Origin of the sequence: Roseimaritima multifibrata (assembly GCF_007741495.1) — a bacterium.
In the GTDB taxonomy this organism is placed as follows: Bacteria; Planctomycetota; Planctomycetia; order Pirellulales; family Pirellulaceae; genus Roseimaritima; species Roseimaritima multifibrata.
This window is the reverse complement of the sequence record NZ_CP036262.1, coordinates 4,599,421-4,620,226: the sequence shown is the minus strand read 5'-3', so window position 1 is coordinate 4,620,226 and position 20,806 is coordinate 4,599,421. Positions and strand designations below refer to the sequence as shown.

Here is a 20,806-nt window from a genome sequence, read left to right as displayed (position 1 = left end):
CATAGCGTTCTGTGTCGCCTTTCGCTCGGGACGTGAAATCTATAATTGAAGGGTTTGCGGCAGTTGACGAGTCTGCACGGGGCCGGGTGAATACGTAGCCCGGAGGGCGGCAGATACTTGCCGGCGGTGTAACGGGCTGTTGATTTATTCTCTTTTCCACTTAGTGATTTTGGCGTTTTGCGATAGACTTTTGGCTTCTCTTTTCGAGCATTCTATGGGTTTTGCGAAACGACCACTGGACCGGCAGCAGGCGATCCTTTTTCCTGAGCGTCTTGATGAAGCCATCCCGCGCGATCATAGCGTACGGTTGCTCGACGACTTACTCGGCCGAATCAATTGGAGTCCCTGGACCCGGCGTTACAAACTGCAGAGAGGGCGGCCGCCGATCCATCCCCGAATCGTCGCTTCGGTCATTCTCTACGGGATCCTCCGTCGCACTCATTCCTCCCGAGACCTCGAAGAAGCGATCACTGTGCGCTTGGATTTTCGTTGGCTCGCTCACGGCACCAATCTCGATCACACCACGATCTGCAACTTTCGCGTTGACAATCAAGAGCCGCTCAAAGATCTCTTCACTCAGATCGTCCTGATCGCTCGGCAAATGGGGCACCTGCCGCTGGCTGCCCTAGGCTTTGATGGGACCCGAATGCGAGCGAATAATCGACGCACTGGAACTCGCACCCCCGAACGACTGCGGCAGCAACAGCAAGAACTTGCTGAACTCTATGACAAGGCTGAAGAACAGGCTCGTCAAACCGACGCCCAGCAGACAGAAATGTATGGCGAGCGGTGCCGAGGTCGTTTGCCTGAGTCGCTTCGGGACATCGCTGCCCGCAAGGCAAAGGTCGACGCGGCGGTCGCTGAACTCGATGAGATCAAAGCTCGAGGACTTAAAGAGCCAGCCCGGCTGCCCATTACCGATCCACAAAGCCGAGTCGCTCCGAACAAAGAGGGCGGCTTTGCTCCCAATTACACGCCCACCGCCACGGTCGATATTGACAGCGGGATCGTGGTCGATGCCGACGTCGTCTTCGGGCACCATGAAGACCGTGACATGCTTCAGTCGATCGACGCGGTGCAGGAAAGGTTCGGTCTCCCAGCTCCGATCGATGAGGTGCTTGCTGATGGCTTAATGAGCAGCGGAGAGAATATCGTCGGCTGCAAAGAGCGAGGCGTGAACTTGTTCTCACCGATCAGCTTAAACAAGGCTCAAGATAACCCAGCAATTCGCGAGGACTTGAGCCAACCGGTGCCGAACGAAGAGCACGACAAATTGCCCACTAGGACGGTTCGCGTGGGGGGCAAGAAAGTTGTCAAGTTAGACAAAGAAGCGTTCGTGTTCGTGCCCGCAGAGGATCTCTATCGCTGTCCGCAGGGCGAAGTTTTATCTCGTACTGGTCAGACGACGGAAACCGAAAACGGCCGCCAAGTGATTCGGCACCACTACCAATCCGACGCCCCGTCGTGCAGCGGTTGCCTGTTGTTGGAACAATGCGTCGACGCAAAAACTGGCCGCCGCAAGATTCGTCACACAGAGCACGAAGCCGATCGGATCGAGCATGCCGAAAAGATGGCCGAGGAGTCATCACAGGAAAAATATGCTCGCCGCCGTCATCCGGGTGAGCGTCCTTTCGCAGTGATCAAGCAACACCTCGGGATCCGTCAATTCTCGGTGCGAGGTCGCTCCAAGGTGCGTCAGCAATGGCATTGGCTGACCACCGCGTTGAACCTAGACCTCTTGATGGCACTCATCCAAAGCAACCCCGATCCGCCGCTGGCGTGTCCGGCATCGTAGCCCATTTTTCCCGTCCGTCATTCTTCCAACCCGCGTCGCTCTCTCCCTAGAATCGCTGCGCAGTCAGCGAACGTGGGGGAAAGGGGGAAGGCTGTCAGAAACTCCATTCGACATGAATAAATCAACAGCCCGGTAAGCCGCCGGAGTGAGTATCGCGAAAAGGAAAGCCCAGCGGGCGACAGAACCACCCTTGTCTGTCGCCCGCTGGGCTTTGATGCGCACGCACGCTAGGCTTCCGTTGGCTTACGCCAACGGCAAGTATCTGCCGCCCGCTGGGCTAAGAGCACTGCATCCAGACTCGGATGGGCTGAGTTGAAATCGTCATTTATGGATTTCGCGTTTCCCACGAAAGAACGCTTTACTTTAGGCAGCTTTCGTGTCCCGAGCGAGAGGCGACAATCATTAAAGCGAGAGGCCTACGCGTGATTGTTTCGTCGCACGCATGTCGGATTAGGTTGCGCTGATTGCCTGCTCGAGTACTTCTTCGGTGACGTAGATCGGCAATGGCGGATCAAAGGTGACAGCGATGGCGATTGCGTCACTGGGGCGGGCATCGATTTCGATTTGTTTGCCATCTTTGCGAAGCCTTAGCTGCGCGAAGTAAGTGTGTTCATGCAGGTCGCTGATGATCACGCTTTCTAGTTCAGCGCCCAATTCTTCGGCGACGCTAACGATCAGGTCGTGCGTTAAGGGACGCGGCGGCTGGTAACCTTCTTGAACGCGGCGATCGATATTGGTGGCTTCAAAAATACCGATCAGGATCGGAAACTGTCGATCACCATCAACTTCTTGTAGATAGATCACTTGGTTTTCGCTGATCTCGCTGATAATGATCCGCGCCAGTCGCATTTGCACGGGCATCGTTGGGCTCTTGTCGAATAGGGTAGGCAGAGAAGGAGTGCCTTAAAAAGGTCAGTCCACAGTATAGACATTCTGGCGACGGTCGTGACAACCGAACGCTCTTCTCGCGATTTCTTTGTTGGTCGATCGCGGAATGTTTAAGAAGCTTTTTGGCGAAACATGCGAGCGTTTGAAAATGAAAACGCGCACAAAAAAACCGCGTCATGCCGATCGCAGGACCGCGGTGCCATCGCCGAGTGGGAGCAGCCAGAAGGTCGAAAACTAATTTCCCACTTCTGACGACGGGACTCTCAGCCCGTCGTCCCTCCTTGGTCACTCTAGTCAGGAAGTTTAGGACTTCGGCATGCTGATAGCTCGCAGTTCGTCCAGTTCGACTGACAAGCGGTGGCGAAGTGGGCTTTCGCAACGCAGCTCGTCTAGTAGCTCTTCGGCTTTGTCAAAGAGCTGCTCGTTGTGCTCGGGGCTGTTCATCAACCGCCGAAAACTTTTCTCTACCTGTGATTCAGTTAACAATGTTTTCTCCTTCAAGTGTTCTGGCATGAAGCAAAACGGTTCGCGGCACCGCGGACATAGTGCCTGCCGAAAACGAGCCGATCATTCTTCATTACCTATATTTATTCTAGGCGTTGGCCTTGCTGCGCCAACCCTTTCTTAACCTGTGGGGCACCGATTTAATCAGCTACCACACTATTTATGAGCCGTTCAGATCCGCAATCCGAGTCGATAGACAGGGATATTTGGCTTGCTCATCCTTACTGGCAAGCTACGTTTTTTTGCATTGCGCTGCAATATCGTCTGCATGCGCGGCAAGAAATCTTGGTTTCATGACTTTCAAAAAGTCAACGAGTTCAGACTGTTATGCTCCATTTCACGTTTGTCTTTATTGGTATTGCGCTCTGTGTAATTGTGACTTCCGGAGTCAGTGGATTGGTGCTGTCGCAGGTTCGGAATGGCCGCAGACAGCGTGGAATGCACCGTTTGCTCTGTCGTCAACAAGACAGCAAGATTCGGCAGCTTGAACGCAATGCAATGCAAGCGGTTACCGAAAGGCTGGCCTGGACCGGATGGCAACGAGCCAAAGTCGAAGAGATTATTGATGAATCGGCTGATTGTCGTTCCTTCTTTTTGACCCTGCCCGATGGGACCCCCTTTCCCCCCTTCCGACCAGGGCAATACCTAATGGTGGGGATTAACGACTCCGATACGGGCCGAACGGTCTCTCGTTGTTACTCCTTATCCGCGGCGCCCGATCCGCGATTCTGGCGGATCTCTGTGAAACGTGTCCCGGGTGGTTCGGTCAGCAACTATTTGCATGACCACCTGAAAGTTGGTGACACCTTGTTATTGGGAGCGCCACGCGGCAAATTTGTTCCCCAAATGGAAGACAATCGTCCTCTCGTAATGATTGCTGCTGGGGTTGGCATCACCCCCATGATTGCGATGATTCGCTACGCCCTCATTTGGCAGCCGGAACGTCCATTGCACTTGTACTATCAGCTGCGTGACGGAGAGCATGCTCCGTTTCTAAGGTGGTTGACCGGCAGGGCTCGTGACTCGGAGCGGTTGAATCTAGTGACTTGCTTCAGTCAGCCGGGGCCACAGGACCACCCCCATTATGTAGGCAGGATCTCTGCGGACTTGATTACCAAAGAAGCTGATTTGTTAGATGGGGAGTTTCTGATTTGTGGTCCCGATCGATTCATGAAATCGCTTCGCAAGGATTTGATCGCAAACGGAATCCTCGGGGATGCCATCAAGATCGAATCGTTTGGCGGTGGGCAACCAAAGCAGGCATCCGGCAATGCTGACGCATCGGCACATAGCGAAGGCTACGCGGTCTCTTTCCAACGTTCCAAAAGCCAGACCCAGTGGCGTGACGAAGATGGTTCGTTGCTGGACGTCACGGAACAAGCCGGAGTCGACATCGACAGCGGTTGCCGAGCTGGAGAGTGTGGTGCTTGCGTCGTCGGCCTGCTGAAAGGAAAGGTCAGGCACTTGACCGATCCTCTGTGCGGACCGCTTGATGAAAATCAAGTCGCAGCTTGTATCGCGGTTCCAGAGGGCCCGGTTGAATTGGATCTATAGCCGCTCGTTCCCCGCAAGTGAAAGAGGCGGGGGACATTCAGGCGTCTATTTGCCGGACTGCAAAGAGTGCGATTTGTGGAATCGCAATCGGAGTATTGAGTTGCCGTCAAACAAGCAAAGCTTATGAATTTAACCGGCTTTGATCGGAGCGGCTTGCGCCGCTCCGATGGAAGCAGATATTACATGGCGTGTCATTGTCGCGACGGCCAAGGACTGAATGTCCCTAGCTATCGATTTCGACTTTTTCACCTTGGGCGTCGCGGCAGTCGAGTTCCAGGTGTTCTGGATACAGGCCTTCGCTGCCAAGGATTTGCACGGTCATCTTGCCGCGGTCTTCCATTTCGGAAATTTCGCGTCGCTTGTTGTTATTGATCGCTGCGGCAACGGCATCGTTGACACGAACGGTGACGCGAGCGATGTGCTCGTTTCGGCAAGCAAGGGCCAGCATGCGAATGACTTCGATCGACATGCTTTCCGCTTTCTTGACCAGTCCACGGCCTTCGCAGCACGGACAATCTTGGTAGATGCTTCGCTTGAGGCTGGGACGGATCCGTTGACGCGTCATTTCAACCAAACCAAACGGACTGGTCCGTAAGATCTTGGTTCGTCCGCGATCTTTGGCCATTGCGTCGCGGAGGGTGTTTTCGACTTTGCGGCGATGCGAATCTTTTCGCATGTCGATAAAGTCGTTCACGATCACGCCGCCCAAGTCACGCAAACGCAATTGACGAGCGATCTCTTTCGCGGCGGACATGTTTAAGCGGAACGCGTTCTCTTCGGCGGAATCGTTTCCACGAAAGCTGCCGCTGTTGACGTCGATGGCGACCAACGCTTCTGTCGGATCGATAACGATCGACCCACCGCCAGGCAATGGGACCTGACGCTGGTTGATGCGGGCGATTTCCTCGTCCAGTTTGTATTTATGGAAGAGAGGTTCGGTTTCGTCGTACAGTTTCAGCCGGTCGCTAAAGCGTGGCATGACCTGTTTTAGGAATTCACGTGCTCGTTCGTAATCCTCTTTCTCATCGATCCAAATCGTGTCGATGTCTCCGCTGAAGATGTCTCGAATCGTTTTGATGATCATGTCGCTTTCTTCGTAGATCACCCCCGGTTCGGTGGTGTTCTTCAAGCGACGAACGATCGAATTCCATAATCGGAGTAGGTACTCCAGGTCGCGATGCAATTCTTTTTCGCTTCGTTCCGCACCGGCGGTTCGGACGATGAAGCCCAAGCCCTTTGGTGGGTTGCAGCTAAGCATGCAGCGGCGAAGGCGTTTGCGATCGTCTTCGTCTTCGATTTTTCGGCTGACTCCGACACGGCCCAAAGCGGGCATCAGGACCAAGTATCGACCTGGGATACTGATGTAGGTGCTGAGGGTTGGTCCCTTGGTTCCGATTCCTTCTTTGATGACCTGAACGAGGACTTCGTCGCCTCGTTTTAGGACTTCTTGGATCGGAGGTTTGTTGCGAGGTCGTCCACCTTTGAACGCCTGCTTGTTTCCGCGTCCGGTTTCGCGAGCTCGCTGAGCGGCTTTTTGAGCCATCTCGTCCGATTCACGCATCACTTCTTCGGGATCATAACCTCCTTGGCGGAAGTATTGCGGTTCGATGTCGCTGATGTGCAGGAAGCCATTGCGTCCCACACCAAAATCAACAAATGCTGCTTGAATGCTTGGTTCCAGGTTTACAATTTTCCCGCGATAGATATTCCCGGCGTAGGTTTCTTGGCTTTTACGTTCGATGTACAGTTCGTCTAGTCTTCCGTCTTCAAGTATCGCGATGCGACACTCTTCCGGCTGAGCGACGTTGATCAGCATCTCTTTTTTCATAGGTCATTCCTTTAGGACACAGTGTTCAGGTCCAAGTGTTTGTTCTAGTTCGACGCGGGTTCGTACGACGTACGATCCCGCTGTTAAAAGTGAGTCCAAACCCATCGCCGAAATTAAATCGGTGGGCTTGAGGTCCGCGTTCTCGCTGGCGGACAAGACCATGATCAGATGGCCATCGCAGATCTTTAATTGATCAATTTGCGACGCGGCATTGACCGTGATTGTGCGGTTCTTTCTTGTGACTTCGAGCGTTTCGACATCACTGATTTCAGTGATCGCTGTTTCGATTTCCGCCGTTGCAAATCCCTCTGGAATGGGGACGCTGTAATGGCTGCGAAGCAGGCGAGCCTTGGGGGTACCATCGGGGACCCGGCAGACGCTTAATATGTTCAGGCCGGGTTGTTGATCGTCGTCCAGCCGTTTCAACAGCGCTTCGACGGATAATTCTTCTGCTAAATCAATTTCTACAACTTCATCTAAGCCTTCGATCCCCAGGGCTAGTGCCGAGGGAAAACCAACGCGAGGTTTCGGATGAAAGCCCTCGGTCATCGAAAGTTCTAGCGTTGCTCTGCGGAGTAACCGTTCCCACAAGCGAGCCAAATCGCGATGGCTGATCCAACGCAACAAATCCGTTTTGGCAAATCGAATACGGTATCGGATCCTAAGCAATTCCTCGCTTGGCTGCGGAGGAACTGAGTTCTTGGCGTCCGGATTCTTAGTGTCCGGGGCGGCTTTGGCGTCGCCCGCCGCTTCGGTTACTTTATTATTCATTGATGCAAAAGCTCCGGTACCAGGGCTCGCAATCGATCCGCCAAGTAGATATCGACTTCTCTAGCCGATTCGAAAGTCATCGCACGTTCAGCAATTTCTTCGCATTCCTTGATCGATACCGACCGGATCGCTTTCTTTACCTTCGGCAGGGCGTTGGGCGGGACGCTTAAGCTGCGGACTCCCATCCCAATCAGCAACAAAGCCCGTGCGGGCCGGCTGCTCATTTCGCCGCAGACGGAAATGGGGAGTCCCGCTTTCTTCGCTTCGTAGATTGATTTTTCGATCAAACGGAGGACGGCTGGGTCACTCGATTGATAAAGGTCGGCGACCGATTCGTTGCTTCGGTCGACAGCCAACGTGTACTGCACCAAATCATTGGTGCCGATGCTTAAGAAATCGACTTCTTTGACAAATCGGTCCAACATCAGAACGGCGGCGGGGACTTCAACCATCATGCCGATGGGGATATCCGTGCGGCATTCGATGCCCGCTTCGCGGAGGTCTTCACCCACCACATTCAGCAGCATTCTTGCTTGCCGCAGTTCAGCCAAGGTTGTGATCAGCGGGAACATAATGCGAACATCGCCATGGACGGCCGCTCGCAAGATCGCTCGCAGTTGCGGGCGGAAAATATCTTGGTTTTTTAAGGCCAGGCGGATACTTCGCAGCCCCAGGAATGGGTTGCGTTCGTTGTCCGCTCGGGGGCGATGCCCCATTTTGTCGGCACCCAGGTCGAGGGTTCGGATCACAACCGGGCGATCCCCCATTGCGCGGACGACCTGGCTGTAGGCCTGGTAATGGTCCTCTTCGCTGGGTTCTTGTTCGCTGGCCAAGTACAAGAATTCGGTTCGGTACAATCCGATCCCATCGGCTCCGCGTTCTAGGCAGGCGGCGACTTCGTGGGGGAATTCGATGTTGGCATTTAAGCTGACCAACGTCCCGTCGGTTGTCTCGGCCGGTTGGTCCCGCAGTTGTTCCAGGGTTCGGTCGAAAATCCGCTGTTGTTCTTGCCCGCTGCGGTATCGCGATAGCGTTGCTTCGTCGGGATTCAGAATGATCCGGCCGTGGTCTCCATCGACGATCACCTGGGTCGATTGGCCGACGCGATCAAGAAATTCCCCGACTCCGACGACGGCGGGCAATTCCATTCCTTTGGCGACGATCGCCGTATGGCCGCCAGCGCCACCGGTTTCAGTGCAGAACCCGCGGACAAACCGTCGATCAAGATTGGCGGTTTCGCTGGGGGTCAGGTTATAGCAGAGGATAATAACCGGTTCGGTCAGCTCCTTTAGCGGAGCGGAGCGGACGGCACCGAGAGCATGCAGCAGTTGTTTCTCGATATCGATAACGTCGTCGGCACGTTCTGCCAGCAGGGTGCTTTTTAAACGCCGCATCGCGGCGGCATAGCTGTGCAGGACTTGGCTAACGGCGTAGGGCGCCGACTGTTGAAGCTCGGTAATCCGGCGGCGGAGTTCGGCTGCTAATCGCGGATCATGTAACATCTGCAGTTGAGCGGCGAAAATATCCCCCGTCGAGTTACCGAGTTTTGCAGAAGTCTGCAGTCGGTTCTCTTCAAGTGAGCGCGAAACGTCATCGACTGCTTGTTGCAGACGATGGTATTCGTCCGCAACGTCAGTTTCGTTAACGTAGCACCTAGGAATGCTGTAGCCATCGGCGTCCAGAACTAAAGCCGGACCGATTGCGACCCCAGGCGAAACGGGTATGCCTTGCAGTTCAAGCATCGTGCTCCGACCCTGTTCGCGCCTGCCTTGGCCGACCGGACCATCCAGGGCAGAAGCCCTTGCTGATTCGGTCGCGGCACGCGTATTGAGGAGTTCGGATTCATTGGATTATGCGGTGGGATGAAGAGGTCCTGTTCCCGGTGATCAAGCCGTCTTGAAACAACCAGCCTTCCCTTTTCGTTGCTTCGGTCTGTTGATTTCTAATAGTCAACACGAAGAATCGTTTGGGAAGAGACTGGTATTTGTTGAACGACCGCTTGAATTTTTCACCCTTGCGAGAGTCCCAAACCGGGAGGTCGCAAGGTTGGATGGGGTCAGGCTTCCTCCATTTCGTAAAAACCGTTTTCGAAAAGCCGTTGAATGGCGGCCGCCGCCAATGGGGCGTCGACTCCCTCGACGGTAACGGTTAACTCGGTTCCTTGTTCGGCTCCGAGGGTCATTAAAGAAAAGACGCTAGCACAGTCAGCTTGTTCGCTATCTTTTCGTATCAAGATCGTCGCTTCAAATTGTCCAGCCGCCTGTACCAATGTATTGATAGCGCGCAGATGCAACCCTTTTGGGTTCCGCACGGTCACATCAAAACATAGAGGCGGGTTGGACATATTTTGCGAATCAATCAAGACAGGGTTAAACAAAGTGATTGTTATCAGCTTCGTTCAGAAGCTGTTGGATGTCGTCTGGAGTTTTGCTTTGCTTCAGGAAGCGGCAAAACGCGTCGTCGCGTAACTGACGAGAGATGTTCTCGAGAGCTCGTAGGTGGTCGCCTGGTCGTTCCGGTGGGCTGACAAGCAAAAAGAACAATTGAACTTTTTCGCCGTCTAGGCTGTTGAAATCGACTCCGTCGACACTGACGCCAACGGTTCCGACAAGTTTGTCGACGCTGGGGTGTTTGGTATGCGGAACGGCAACGCCACGGCCGATGCCGGTGCTGCCAAGTTCTTCGCGTTTCATGATTGCAGCAATAATGTCTTCTTGTTCTTCAGCACTGATTTCGCCTGCGTCTTGCAGCGATTGAACCAGTTCCCGAATCACGGTTTCTTTGGACTCAGAGGCCAGATCGGCGCAAATCGCCTTCGTACTGACAAAGTCTGAAAATTTCATTCTGTAAATTCCTAGGGTAGAGTTTCCGGAGTCAGGATTGGATCCTGGCTCCACCGCACCGACACGGTGAGAATCTCTGCGAACAGAGATATCGGGGAAGGGAGTTTCACGGTTTCTACCGATTTACTCCTCTTCGGTTTCCGCTTCAGGTGCCGGTTCGAGATGTTTGATTCCGGTCGCGCGATGACCGGTTCGTTTTTCTTTTAGTTTACGGAGCTGTTGTTCGATTTTGGGAAGGACCAAGTCAAGGGCGGCGATCACATTCGTCGCTTCGGCTTTGGCAACACAGTCCTCTGCGTGCTCCGCGGATACCTTGACTTCGACTTCGGGCTTTTCCATTCGTTTCATATCGACGGTCACGATGATTGCATTGATGCGGTCGAATAAGCGACGAAGCTTTTCAACTTTGGCCTCAATCAACGCCTGATCACCAGCCTGAAGGTCACCGTGTCGTGCCGAAACGCTTAATTGCATGGACTCAACTCATGAACAGAAGAGGGATGAAAACCGAATTCTATCGCCCAGGCGGTCGCTTTCCTAGTGACGAATAGCCCCCACGCCAATCTCTGGCCCTTTTTGAGGGATGATCGGAGGAATCAGGCCGTTTGACCGGTTGAAATCAGGTAGACATACTAACAGGCGTCCTGCTTGTCCAATATAGCGAATCATGGTCTTTTTGCTGAGGCAATTCGATTGAATAGAACCCTGTTAGAGACCATTATGTCCGATCCCCAAATCCAAGCGGATTTGGAATTATTGGATTCCGATCGGCAAACCGTAACGGTAAATCTTAATGGACAACTGTCCACTCCGTTCCCCGCGGCGACTTTGCAGCTGAAACCTTCGCTGCCCGTGGAAGGGGGATCATCTCCCTCGCCGTGGCTGAAAGAACGCCGGTTGCCGGAACGAAAAGTGACTTCCCCGGGCGAACGCAGCCATGATGTGACCGATTACCGTCTGATCGGGGAGCTGGGGGCAGGAGGAACCGCGGTCGTCTATCAGGCGCATCAGCGGGCTGTCGATCGTGAAGTCGCGGTGAAGGTGCTGCGGGATGAACTGAATCGTGATCCGCTGGCTCAGGCAAGGTTTCTCAGTGAAGCCAGGACCATTGGCAGTTTGGATCATCCCAATGTGATCGCACTGCATGAGTTGGCGTTCGGCGAAAAAGGCCAGCTGTTCTATTCGATGAAAAGAATCGATGGGACGACCTGGGCGGAGGTCATGTCCGAGCGGACGGTCAAGGAGAATTTGGCGATCCTGATTCGCGTCGCCGATGCCATTCGCTACGCCCATTCACGCCGCTTATTGCATCGCGACATTAAGCCCGAAAATGTGATGTTGGGGCGGTTCGGTGAAGTCCTGCTAGCGGACTGGGGGCTGGCGCTCTCCTATCCCGTCGTGACGGAGAACGATCAGACCCCGTCGATTGGCGGGACTCCGGCTTATATGGCCCCCGAGCTGGCCGCTGGGGTTTTGGAAAGTATCGGCCCAACGACCGATATCTACCTGCTGGGGGCCGTGCTTTTCCAGATGGTGACCGGTTTTCCGCCCCATCACGGTTCGACGTTGATCGAGTGCATTCAGGCGGCAGCGGACAACAAAATTCGGCCGACTCGCGTCACCGGGGCGCTGTTGGATATCGCTCTGAAGGCGATGCAGACCAACCCGGAAGACCGCTTTCAAACGGTGGAAGAATTTCAGGATGCACTCCGGTTGTATGACAAGCGGCAGGAAAGTGTTCGCTTGGTGGAGCGGGCGATGCAGCATTCCTCGGATGCGGAGAAAGCGAGTGGTTACGAAAAGTATGCGATCGCATTGAACCTGCTGGGGGAGGCTCTGGAGGTATGGCCGGAAAACACGAAAGCCATTCAGTTGCAGAAGAATACACAGATCGAGTTTTCACGCCGCGCGCTTAGTCTTGGCGATTATGACTTGGCGCTCGATATGTTGGTGACCGCTGGTGAGGGCGAATCGGAATTGGCGGCACGGGTTCGTCGCCGCCGCTCCAAACGGAAGCATCAGGTCAAGCGAGAGGCTCGGCTGCAAGCGCTCTTCTCGCACGCTCCCGATCCGGTGGTGATTACCCGAGCGGATGACGGTCGCGTGGTCGAAGCAAACGAGATGTTCCTCAGCCTGTTTGGGTTTGAATTAGAAAATATCGTCGATGTAAACATCGCGGATTTAAACCTTTGGGTTCTGCCGCAACGCCGCTGCGATTACCAGCAGCAGATTAAAAGCCGCAAGCGAGTCGAAAATTTTGAGGCTCAGCTGTACAGCGGGCAGGCGCGGGTTATCGACGCTTTGATTTCCAGCCGGATCGTGGAATCGGACAATCAGTCTCTGCTGGTCACGAATGTTCGTGACATAACGCTTCGCAAGCGAGCGGAGAACGAACTTCGTCGCAGCCGGCAGCGGTTGCGTGAATTCACCCGTTTGGCACGCCTGGGAACCTGGGAGTACGACGTCCGGGCCGAAGTCGTTCACTGGAACAGTCAGCTGTATGCGATCACGGGAATGCAGCCTAACGATCAGGAAGATCCCGACGTTAATGCTTTTATGAAAAGCATCCATCCGGAGGACCGCCCTCGTCTAAAAGCATCGATGGATAACGCTTTAAAAACGGGCGAACCCTATCAGGTGCAGGCGAGGCATCAGATTCCAAACGGTGAATATCGTACGGTGATTGCTCGCGGGCAACCGATTCGAGATCTGATGGGCGACGTGGTCGAAATCTATGGGACCATCCAAGACATCAGTGAGCAGCAAGCCGAGCTCGAACGAGTCCAGGCTCAGACGGCTGCCATGCAGCAGTTGATCGATTGGTCGGGCGAGGCGCTGTTGGCGATTGGCGATAAAGGGCAAATCTTGGCTGCGTCTAGTTCGATGGCCGCCAGCCTGGAAGTCTCCGCCGCTCAGCTTCGTTGCCAAGGTCAGTTGGTTTGGCAGCCAGGTTTGGAGGCGGGTGATTTGCCCGCAGGGACGCAAGAAGTGTTGGCAAAGGTCGAACATCCGAGCAAACCGGATTCGAACTGGCAAACCTTTCAGATCATGCCGACCGGATGCGATTCGGTAAGGATCGCAAAACCGGTCGTTTAATCGCTAGCGGTAACGAATTGTCGCCTTCCGCTTCGCGATACAACGCTCTTTTGCAGCTACTGTCGCGGAGCCTAGGGCGACAAACTTCCTCCGCTTCCGATTGAAACGACAACCTCGTTAAGCGGTTTGCCGTGTCGATCTTGGACGTGGGCGGACGCGTTGACGTTCCAGTTCAGTTTCGGGGCTGTCGGACCCGCTGATAACGTGAATGTCCATTTGAGGGAATGGGATCCCGATGTTGGCGGCGTCCAGGCGTTGTTTGATTTCACCTGTCAGCATTTCCCTGACCGACCAGTAGTCGCTGCTGGCGGCCCAGAAGCGAACCTTCCAGTCGACACTGCTGGCACCCAGGTTGTCCAGGACGATCGCATAGCCACGATTGGGGCCATCGATCAGATGGGATCGCATCGCTTCAGCGGCTTCTTTAAGGACCTGGCGAGTCTGTTCAATGTCGGCGGAGTATTCGACTCCGACAAGGACTTCGACCCGTCGCTGGCGATGGAACGAAATGTTTTCGATCGTACCGCCCGAAATCGAACTGTTGGGGACGATGATCCGGCGGTTGTCGGGAGTGTCGAGGGTGACGGTGAATAGGTCGATTTCGTTAACCTTCCCCGTGATCCCGCCCGCATTGATCGTATCGCCCACCTTAAACGGCCGGAAAACCAACAACAGGATCCCGGAGGCGAAATTGCTAAGCGTTCCTTGGAAGGCTAGGCCCACGGCAAAACCAGCGGCAGCAATCAGGGCGGCAAGCCCGGTAACGGGAGCCCCGATTTTCGAAAGGGCTCCTAGCGTGATCCCCGCCATCAAGCTGTAAAAGGTGAATTTCGCGACGAACCGGCCAAGGGTCTCGTCGACGCGTTTAATGACTGGAGCACTAACGACGCGCGAGACAAACTTGGCGACAAAGTAACCCACGAGGATCGCAGCCAACGCTGCAACCGCTGGCAACGCATACGTCATCAGCAGGTAGTTTAGGTCTTCGGATGAGAGGTTCCGAATGGAATCGATTTCCGCCATCAGATCGAAATCAGACGTTTGGTTGGCGGGGGCTGCGTTCGCAGCGACTTCCGCCGTTTCGGCAGGTGAGGATGTTTCTGGCATGAGGTGGCTCCTTCGCAAACAATGACGAGACTTATTCGTTTGCTCTCATAGCAGAATGTGGTTGGGGGTGGCTATACGGGATTGGGGGCGTGGAGACACGGAGACACGGAGACACGGAGACACGGAGACACGGAGACACGGAGTGAAGGAGTGAAGGAGTGAAGGAGTGAAGGAGTGAAGGAGTGAAGGAGTGAAGGAGTGAAGGAGTGATGGGGTGTTGGGGTGTTGGGGTGTTGGGGTGTTGGGGGAGGTTTTGCTGGTGTTGGGGTATTAAAAAAGCCCGACGCTTTTGGCGTCGGGCTTTTGGGTTCATCGATTGGCTGGTGGAGACTATTTCTCGCCCAGGATCCAGTGATGGTATGCTTTTACGACCATGCCGTGCGACTTGGCGTATTCTTCAACCGTTTGCTTGTCGTCTTTGACGAATGGCTGTTGAAGCAAGGTGCGTTCCGCGAAGTAGGACCGCATTCGGCCGTCGACCATTTTGTCGACGATCTTTTCCGGTTTGCCTTCGGCGATTGCAGCAGCTTTTAGCAATTCGCGTTCTTTGGCGACTTCTTCCTGATCCAATTCGTCCGCTGACAGAGCAGCAGGGTTCATGGCTGCAACGTGCATTGCAACGTCTTTGGCTGCGTCGTCGTTACCACCTTCAACGTGGATGAGGACTCCAGCGACGGTCCCTGCGTTGTGGGTGTATCCACCACAAGGGCCTTCGACGCGAGCCATACGTCCGACGTTAAAGACTTCGCGAATCCGGTTGAACAAGTCGTCTTTTTGTTGACGAAGTGTGGTTCCGGGAATCGATGGAGACTCTTTGTCTAGCAGTGCATCGGCCGTTTCGATCGAAGCGTCAGCAGCTAGTGCTGTTGCCAAGTCGTTGGACAGTTGGATGAACTGTTCGTTCTGGGTAACAGGTGCACTTTCGCACAACAATTCGACCATTGCCCCGACAGATTTCTCTGTTCCGAGGTGCTGTCCGAATCGTCCGAACGCGGTTTCGCGGTCAGAGCGTTTGTCGGCTAGTTTCTGGCCTTCCTTGCGTAGCAGTTCAACTGCCTTCTCTTCGTCGCCACCCGCGTCCTGCAAAGCTCGTTTGCAGTCCATCAGGGGGAGCCCGGTACGCTCACGGAAAGATTTGACGGCCGCGGCGGTCACCGTGGACATAGGATTCTCCTTAAAATAATAGTCAGAGTCTTATTTGTGTCAGTTTGGTTTAGCTAGCCGATTCGGTCGATTCGGCAGCGGCCGCTGGGGCTGCTTCCGGAGCCGCTTTTTCAGCTTCGGCAGGAGTTCCCTTGCCTGCGATGACGGCGTCGGCCAGTTGTTTCATGATGATTTCGATCGAGCGGATCCCGTCATCGTTGCCTGGGATCGGCAGATCGATCAGGTCTGGGTTGCTGTCGGTGTCGATCAGCGCGACGGTGGGGATTCCCAGTCGTTTCGCTTCGCGGACGGCGTTACGCTCTTTGCCTGGATCGATGATGACCATGCACTCAGGCAACCGGTTCATGCTGCGCAAGCCATTAAGGTTGCGGTACATTTTGCGGTATTCGCGAGTCAGCGCGGACTGCATTTTCTTGCTGTACTTGTCCAGGGCTTCGCCCGAACGGATCTTTTCCAGTTCTTCCAGACGTCCCAGTCGGCTGCGGATCGTGCGGAAGTTGGTCAACGTTCCACCCAACCAACGCTCGGCGACGAAAGGCATTCCGCAACGCAGGCAATGCTCTTCAACCGCTTCACCCGCTTGGCGTTTTGTGCCGACAAACAGGATCAGGCCGCCCGATTCAGCAACTTGCTGAAGGTATTTTTTGGCTCGTAGCAATCCACGCAGGGTTTCGCGGATGTCGAGGATGTGAATTTGGTTCTTACGACCAAAGATGTACGGAGCCATCTTTGGGTTCCAGAGGCTCGTTCGGTGTCCAAAGTGGACTCCCGATTCGATCATGGTCTGAACAATCGTATTTGCTTCGCTCATCAAAAAACTCCTAGATCAGCCGGTCCAAGCCGTCTGGCGAGACGCAAATCTCACCAACGCCAGAGCCATAAATGGCCCTTCGCCCGTAATGCTAATCGGTAAAAAAATGGAAGCTCGGGTCATACAGAGACCGCGAGACGTCAAGAAAATAGCGTTTGCCCCTCCGGTTGGTCAATCCGGGTCATTTGTGTTCGTGGCGATGGGGATCGTGGTCATGGTGTTCTTGGTTGATGTGAATGTGGATTTCCGGGTGATTCTGAAAAACCCACTCCCAACCTCCTGCGGTCACTGCCGCTCCATCGATATAGAGCGAATCCAATCGCGGCATGTTCGCCAGGATCTTCAAACCGGCATCGGTAATCGGGATATCGATCAGATGAATCGCTCGTAATGACTCCAATTGGACGATTGCATGAACAATTTCGGGGCGAGCGTTCAGGCTCCCCAATCGGAGGTTTCTTAGCCGTTTTAGCTTTTTCAGCTCCAGGATTCCGCTGGCGGTGCAGGCGGCCTGTGGCAGGTTCAGGATCTGCAAGTTCTGCATGTTGGGCGAATCGGCCAATGCGGCCAATCCCGCGTCGCCGATCGGCGATTTCCGCAGCCGCAGTTCGATCAAATTCGGTAGCGAAACGATGCTGGGGATCCCTTCGTCGGTAATCCGGCCCGCGTCGATATGGAGTTGAAGGATTTCAGGATTCCCCTCAATTGGGGCCAGATCTTTGTCTGCGATCTCGATATCGAGAATTTCCAAGAGCGAATTCGATAGTTGATCGTCATAGTTTGCGGTTGGCGGGAGCGGGGCGTCCGAGTCTTCGCCGGCCGGGGCACCTTCCGATGTGTCGTCCTCGGCCGTGTCGGTTTTCGTTGGCCGAGCGTTCGTATTCACGGCAGGCGGCCAGAGTGGGGTGGCTGTTTGCATGGCAGCAAGCGCCTGTGCGACCGCTTCTGCAGGGGTGGGAGGTTGCGGCGTTTCTTCGATGATTGCAGGCTGATTCCGCGATTGGGTCCACCAGTACCCTCCCCCGGTGACTGCAACGATCCCCAGTAACAGGCCCAGCCCGATAAGTATCCGTCGCCGCCGCTTCGCTCGTATGGTCAAGGGACCAGGCGTTGCCGCAACCGGGGTGCTTGAACTGGCGGCGTCGGAGTCGGACGTGTCGGAGGGGCTGGTCGTGTCGTTCATGACGCTGTTAGGCAAAGGGGGGACGATGGTCGTCGTTTGAGACGTGCGATAAATAAGTTGATATTTTGACAGCAGCTGGCACCTGCCAGACACCCGCGCGCCACGTCCCCTCGTCGGTTTACCCGACAGGAACGCAAGATTTCAAATTAGAGGTGGTTGCCCCCACGGTTTTCGCATCCAGTTCGGATTGCCGCTTTTAGCGGCAATCCGAACTGGATGCGTTTTCCTGGAGCCCTGCGAACTAATTTCAAATCTTGGCCCCATGCCAGGCAAGCTGGCATGGGGCCTTTTCTCCCTGCCACATTCACTACTTATTCACTACTTATTTATCGCACGTCCCTCACGACCGCACGGATTGGAATCGAAGCGGGCTTTAGCGGACCTGTGCTGCTACTGGGACTGCGGCGCGTAGGCTCTTCGCGATCCCAACCAGCCATGACGGGTTCCAAATACCATACTGAATGCCAATATCGAAGCGGCGGCGATCACGATCACGGCACCGGTAGGCAGCTTGTCGAAGAGGGCACTCATGACTCCGCCACAGACTGCCGATAGGCTGCCGATCACACCCGCCAGAGGAGCCATGTAGGGAACTCGGTCGGTCCAGAACCGTGCGGCGCTGGGAGGGATGACCAACAAGGCGACGACCAATAGCAGACCAACGGCTTGCATTCCGACAATACAGACACAAACGACCAGTCCCATCATGACGATATCGATCGCCAGCACCGGATACCCCAGCACCTGGCAGGCCCCTTCGTCAAAACAGACCAACGTCCACTCTTTCATGATCAATGTCGACAACAGCGTGGCAAGTGTGGCGGTGATAATGATCAAGTGAACGTCGGACGGCAGCATCGCGGCGGCTTGGCCAAAGATAAATTCGCGGATTCCCGCCTGCGATCCCGTGGCAGCTCGCTGGACGACGGACAACAAAACCACTCCGGCGCCGAAAAAAGTGCTCAGCACGATCGCTAAAACGGCATCGTCAGGCAGTCGTCCGAAACGCCGTAGGATCGCCGTGGTTAACATCCCTAAAGCACTTGCAATGGCTCCTCCAATCAATAGGACAAGCAAATTTTTGGGAGCCGTTGGATATAGTCCAGACCAAATCAGGAACGCGATGGAAACGCCCGGTAAAGCCGCATGCCCGACAACGTCTCCGGCCAACGCACGCCTGCGAAGGACCAAGTAGGTGCCGACAATGCCGGCGGCAAAACCAAGTGCCGCAACGCCAAGCAGGACGACTCGCGTGTTTGGTGCAGAAAGGATTTCGACGATTTGGCTCACAGCGAAAAAACCAGACAGCAGTAAAGATAAATGAGGATAAGCGGACGAAAGGATCAGCCGTTTTTTAAAGGTCGCTTGTTACGCTGCGAAAGTAAGTGTTCAGGATATGTGGTTTTGCCGTTAGCGAACGGCGACGCTGAATCACTTGACCCTAACAGGGACTTCTCACATGAATAGCAATTGACCGCCAAACGCAATTTTTAGGTTTTCGGCGTTGAAGGTTGTTTTGACGTCCCCTTCAGCAATGATTTCGCGATTCAGTATCAGCACTCGATCGAAGTAGACGGGAACCGTCTGCAGATCATGGTGGACCACCATCGCGGTCCGGCCTTGGTCACGCAGTTTTTGCAGCGTTTCAATAATGGTTTTTTCGGTGGCGGCATCGACGCCAGCCAGCGGTTCGTCCATCAGGTACAGCTCGGCATCTTGGACCAGCGCGCGTGCCAGGAACACACGTTGTTGTTGCCCGCCCGATAGTTGGCTGATTTGACGGTCTTCGAACGCCTCCATGCCGACCTGAGCCAATGCCTTGCGGGCCGCATCGCGATGGCTCCGTTTGACTCGGCGGAACCAACCGATTTTTCCGTACAAACCCATGCAGACTACGTCCAGGGCGGTGACCGGAAAATCCCAGTCGACGCTGGTTCGCTGCGGGACGTATCCGATTCTCCCGTTGGAAGCTTGAAAGCTACCGCCGAAGAAACGGAATTCACCCGCTTCGGTTTTCAGTAGGTTTAATGCCGCTTTGATCAGCGTGCTCTTGCCAGCTCCGTTGGGACCGACGATGGCAGTCAGCGATCCGGCCGGAGTTGCAAACGAAATGTTTTGCAGGACCGGAGTGCTGCGGTAGGCGACCGTGACTCCGATCGCCTCAAGTGGCGGTGCGGATGATGGAGGTGTCGATTCGCTCATGATGCGTTGGGAACTGGGGCGGTCGAAGTCGGGATGTCTACCACGGTTCCGCCTAAGGCTTCGGTTATCGTCCGCGTGTTGTGGCGGATCATTCCAATGTAAGTATCGGCATCGGAATCGGCGGGCCCCATGCTATCGCTATAGAGAACATGGTCACTGGAAACCTCCTTGTCTCGTGAGTTTGCTCCATGGACGATCGCTTTGACCTGCCGCGGCGAGACGCTTGATTCGAAGAACACGGCCTTGACGTCCCGCTCGACAATCAGGTTTACCAACCGATTGACGTCGGTAATTCCCGCTTCGCTGGTGGTCGATACGCCTTGGACGCCGAAGACCTCAACATCGTATCGGCGGCCAAAGTAGCGAAACGCATCGTGAGCGGTGATCAGAACACGTTGTTTCTTCGGAATCGATTCCAGGCATGTGGCTGCCCAGCGATCCAGCTCTAGCAGTTCCTCGCGGTAGGCCTCGGCGGACGCTTGGAAAGTCTCCGCATGGTCGGGAAGGGCTTTGCTTAGTTTTTCAGTAAGCGGCGTGATCGTATCGGCCCATAATTTTACATCCATCCAGATATGGGGGTCGTGCCAGGACCCGTCGGCGTCTAGCAGTTGGTTCTTCGGCAGCATTTCACCGACAGCGATCGTTTGCCCGCCGCGCGAAGTTCGCGATTCGAGGACTTCGCCCAATTGCCCCTCCAGGTGCAGCCCGTTGTAAATCACGATATCGGCTTGGCTTAACGCGACCGCATCACTTCGGCTTGGTTGGTGTAAATGCGGGTCGACGCCTGGTCCCATCAGCACGGTCACGTCGGCAGCTTCACCGACGATTCCTCGAACCAGGTCCCCTACCATTCCCGTCGTGGCCACAATTTGAGGGCGTTTGTTGGGGTCCGAAACGTTTTCTGCTGCGGAATCGCTCTTTTTGCATCCTGGCAGCAAAGCGATTGCCAGCAGAAAGAACGCGATGGATACCGGACGGGACGTCGCCATGGGGTGGCTCTGACAGATGTAAGGACAAAAAGTTAGGATGCCGAACACACAAGGTAGTTTTTCAGCGTTTC

Annotated in this window: 18 protein-coding genes; 3 read left to right on the top strand and 15 right to left on the bottom strand. The window is 54.8% G+C overall.

Annotated features, from left to right (window positions below; translation table 11 throughout):
* The first annotated feature begins 214 nt into the window (after window positions 1–214).
* Window positions 215–1,795, top strand: coding sequence for an IS1182 family transposase (locus FF011L_RS16705; protein WP_145351721.1), 1,581 nt, complete (start codon window positions 215–217; stop codon window positions 1,793–1,795).
* A gap of 450 nt (window positions 1,796–2,245) precedes the next feature.
* On the opposite strand, the gene FF011L_RS16700 is transcribed toward FF011L_RS16705, so the two are convergent.
* Window positions 2,246–2,656: a bifunctional nuclease family protein gene (locus tag FF011L_RS16700; RefSeq protein ID WP_145352746.1), complete on the bottom strand. Its 411-nt coding sequence runs from the start codon at window positions 2,654–2,656 to the stop codon at window positions 2,246–2,248.
* A 330-nt stretch (window positions 2,657–2,986) separates the two neighbouring features.
* Complete coding sequence (locus tag FF011L_RS16695) at window positions 2,987–3,169, bottom strand: hypothetical protein (RefSeq protein WP_145352745.1); 183 nt, start codon at window positions 3,167–3,169, stop codon at window positions 2,987–2,989.
* A gap of 345 nt (window positions 3,170–3,514) precedes the next feature.
* On the opposite strand from FF011L_RS16695, the gene FF011L_RS16690 reads away from it, so the two are divergent.
* Window positions 3,515–4,741 (top strand): FAD-binding oxidoreductase, encoded by a 1,227-nt coding sequence (locus tag FF011L_RS16690; protein WP_145352744.1) that lies wholly within the window; start codon window positions 3,515–3,517, stop codon window positions 4,739–4,741.
* A 223-nt stretch (window positions 4,742–4,964) separates the two neighbouring features.
* Here FF011L_RS16690 and FF011L_RS16685 read toward each other — a convergent pair whose 3' ends face one another.
* From FF011L_RS16685 to hpf, 6 genes are all read right to left on the bottom strand, one after another.
* The gene (locus tag FF011L_RS16685) at window positions 4,965–6,569 is read right to left on the bottom strand and encodes an Rne/Rng family ribonuclease (protein WP_145352743.1); all 1,605 of its coding nucleotides are present in this window, start codon (window positions 6,567–6,569) and stop codon (window positions 4,965–4,967) included.
* 3 nt (window positions 6,570–6,572) lie between these two features.
* Window positions 6,573–7,340, bottom strand: a complete 768-nt coding sequence (locus FF011L_RS16680; protein ID WP_145352742.1) for a TIGR03936 family radical SAM-associated protein — start codon at window positions 7,338–7,340, stop codon at window positions 6,573–6,575.
* Window positions 7,337–9,082 (bottom strand): phosphoenolpyruvate--protein phosphotransferase, encoded by a 1,746-nt coding sequence (ptsP, locus tag FF011L_RS16675; protein ID WP_145352741.1) that lies wholly within the window; start codon window positions 9,080–9,082, stop codon window positions 7,337–7,339. The genes FF011L_RS16680 and ptsP overlap by 4 nt, the downstream gene beginning before the upstream one ends.
* A gap of 314 nt (window positions 9,083–9,396) precedes the next feature.
* Complete coding sequence (locus FF011L_RS16670; RefSeq protein WP_145352740.1) at window positions 9,397–9,684, bottom strand: HPr family phosphocarrier protein; 288 nt, start codon at window positions 9,682–9,684, stop codon at window positions 9,397–9,399.
* 25 nt (window positions 9,685–9,709) lie between these two features.
* Complete coding sequence (locus FF011L_RS16665) at window positions 9,710–10,183, bottom strand: PTS sugar transporter subunit IIA (protein WP_145352739.1); 474 nt, start codon at window positions 10,181–10,183, stop codon at window positions 9,710–9,712.
* Between the two features lie 123 nt (window positions 10,184–10,306).
* Window positions 10,307–10,657, bottom strand: a complete 351-nt coding sequence (gene hpf, locus FF011L_RS16660) for a ribosome hibernation-promoting factor, HPF/YfiA family (protein WP_145352738.1) — start codon at window positions 10,655–10,657, stop codon at window positions 10,307–10,309.
* A gap of 246 nt (window positions 10,658–10,903) precedes the next feature.
* Between hpf and FF011L_RS16655 the strand changes: the two genes are divergently transcribed.
* Window positions 10,904–13,279, top strand: a complete 2,376-nt coding sequence (locus FF011L_RS16655) for a protein kinase domain-containing protein (RefSeq protein ID WP_145352737.1) — start codon at window positions 10,904–10,906, stop codon at window positions 13,277–13,279.
* A 117-nt stretch (window positions 13,280–13,396) separates the two neighbouring features.
* Here FF011L_RS16655 and FF011L_RS16650 read toward each other — a convergent pair whose 3' ends face one another.
* The 7 genes from FF011L_RS16650 to FF011L_RS16620 form a co-directional block, all read right to left on the bottom strand.
* A complete protein-coding gene (locus FF011L_RS16650) occupies window positions 13,397–14,386 on the bottom strand; it encodes a mechanosensitive ion channel family protein (RefSeq protein ID WP_145352736.1) in 990 nt (329 codons plus the stop codon).
* 330 nt (window positions 14,387–14,716) lie between these two features.
* A complete protein-coding gene (gene tsf, locus FF011L_RS16645) occupies window positions 14,717–15,550 on the bottom strand; it encodes a translation elongation factor Ts (RefSeq protein WP_145352735.1) in 834 nt (277 codons plus the stop codon).
* A gap of 49 nt (window positions 15,551–15,599) precedes the next feature.
* Entirely contained in the window at window positions 15,600–16,361 is a 762-nt protein-coding gene (rpsB, locus tag FF011L_RS16640) for a 30S ribosomal protein S2 (RefSeq protein ID WP_246109467.1), read from the bottom strand.
* A gap of 181 nt (window positions 16,362–16,542) precedes the next feature.
* Window positions 16,543–17,544: a leucine-rich repeat domain-containing protein gene (locus FF011L_RS16635; protein WP_145352734.1), complete on the bottom strand. Its 1,002-nt coding sequence runs from the start codon at window positions 17,542–17,544 to the stop codon at window positions 16,543–16,545.
* Window positions 17,545–17,934: 390 nt separating this feature from the next.
* On the bottom strand, window positions 17,935–18,834 hold the full coding sequence (locus tag FF011L_RS16630; RefSeq protein ID WP_218932689.1) for a metal ABC transporter permease: 900 nt from the start codon (window positions 18,832–18,834) through the stop codon (window positions 17,935–17,937).
* A gap of 165 nt (window positions 18,835–18,999) precedes the next feature.
* A complete protein-coding gene (locus FF011L_RS16625) occupies window positions 19,000–19,746 on the bottom strand; it encodes a metal ABC transporter ATP-binding protein (protein ID WP_145352732.1) in 747 nt (248 codons plus the stop codon).
* Window positions 19,743–20,735, bottom strand: a complete 993-nt coding sequence (locus tag FF011L_RS16620; protein ID WP_145352731.1) for a metal ABC transporter solute-binding protein, Zn/Mn family — start codon at window positions 20,733–20,735, stop codon at window positions 19,743–19,745. Before FF011L_RS16620 ends, FF011L_RS16625 begins: the two co-directional genes overlap by 4 nt.
* Between the last annotated feature and the right edge of the window lie 71 nt (window positions 20,736–20,806).

Coding starts and splice junctions, on each gene's coding strand:
- FF011L_RS16650 (WP_145352736.1), bottom strand. CDS start 14,386: ATGCCAGAAACATCCTCACCTGCCGAAACGGCGGAAGTCGCTGCGAAC.
- FF011L_RS16635 (WP_145352734.1), bottom strand. CDS start 17,544: ATGAACGACACGACCAGCCCCTCCGACACGTCCGACTCCGACGCCGCC.
- FF011L_RS16680 (WP_145352742.1), bottom strand. CDS start 7,340: ATGAATAATAAAGTAACCGAAGCGGCGGGCGACGCCAAAGCCGCCCCG.
- FF011L_RS16620 (WP_145352731.1), bottom strand. CDS start 20,735: ATGGCGACGTCCCGTCCGGTATCCATCGCGTTCTTTCTGCTGGCAATC.
- rpsB (WP_246109467.1), bottom strand. CDS start 16,361: ATGAGCGAAGCAAATACGATTGTTCAGACCATGATCGAATCGGGAGTC.
- FF011L_RS16685 (WP_145352743.1), bottom strand. CDS start 6,569: ATGAAAAAAGAGATGCTGATCAACGTCGCTCAGCCGGAAGAGTGTCGC.
- FF011L_RS16665 (WP_145352739.1), bottom strand. CDS start 10,183: ATGAAATTTTCAGACTTTGTCAGTACGAAGGCGATTTGCGCCGATCTG.
- FF011L_RS16705 (WP_145351721.1), top strand. CDS start 215: ATGGGTTTTGCGAAACGACCACTGGACCGGCAGCAGGCGATCCTTTTT.
- ptsP (WP_145352741.1), bottom strand. CDS start 9,082: ATGCTTGAACTGCAAGGCATACCCGTTTCGCCTGGGGTCGCAATCGGT.
- FF011L_RS16625 (WP_145352732.1), bottom strand. CDS start 19,746: ATGAGCGAATCGACACCTCCATCATCCGCACCGCCACTTGAGGCGATC.
- FF011L_RS16690 (WP_145352744.1), top strand. CDS start 3,515: ATGCTCCATTTCACGTTTGTCTTTATTGGTATTGCGCTCTGTGTAATT.
- FF011L_RS16655 (WP_145352737.1), top strand. CDS start 10,904: ATGTCCGATCCCCAAATCCAAGCGGATTTGGAATTATTGGATTCCGAT.
- hpf (WP_145352738.1), bottom strand. CDS start 10,657: ATGCAATTAAGCGTTTCGGCACGACACGGTGACCTTCAGGCTGGTGAT.
- FF011L_RS16700 (WP_145352746.1), bottom strand. CDS start 2,656: ATGCCCGTGCAAATGCGACTGGCGCGGATCATTATCAGCGAGATCAGC.
- tsf (WP_145352735.1), bottom strand. CDS start 15,550: ATGTCCACGGTGACCGCCGCGGCCGTCAAATCTTTCCGTGAGCGTACC.
- FF011L_RS16670 (WP_145352740.1), bottom strand. CDS start 9,684: ATGTCCAACCCGCCTCTATGTTTTGATGTGACCGTGCGGAACCCAAAA.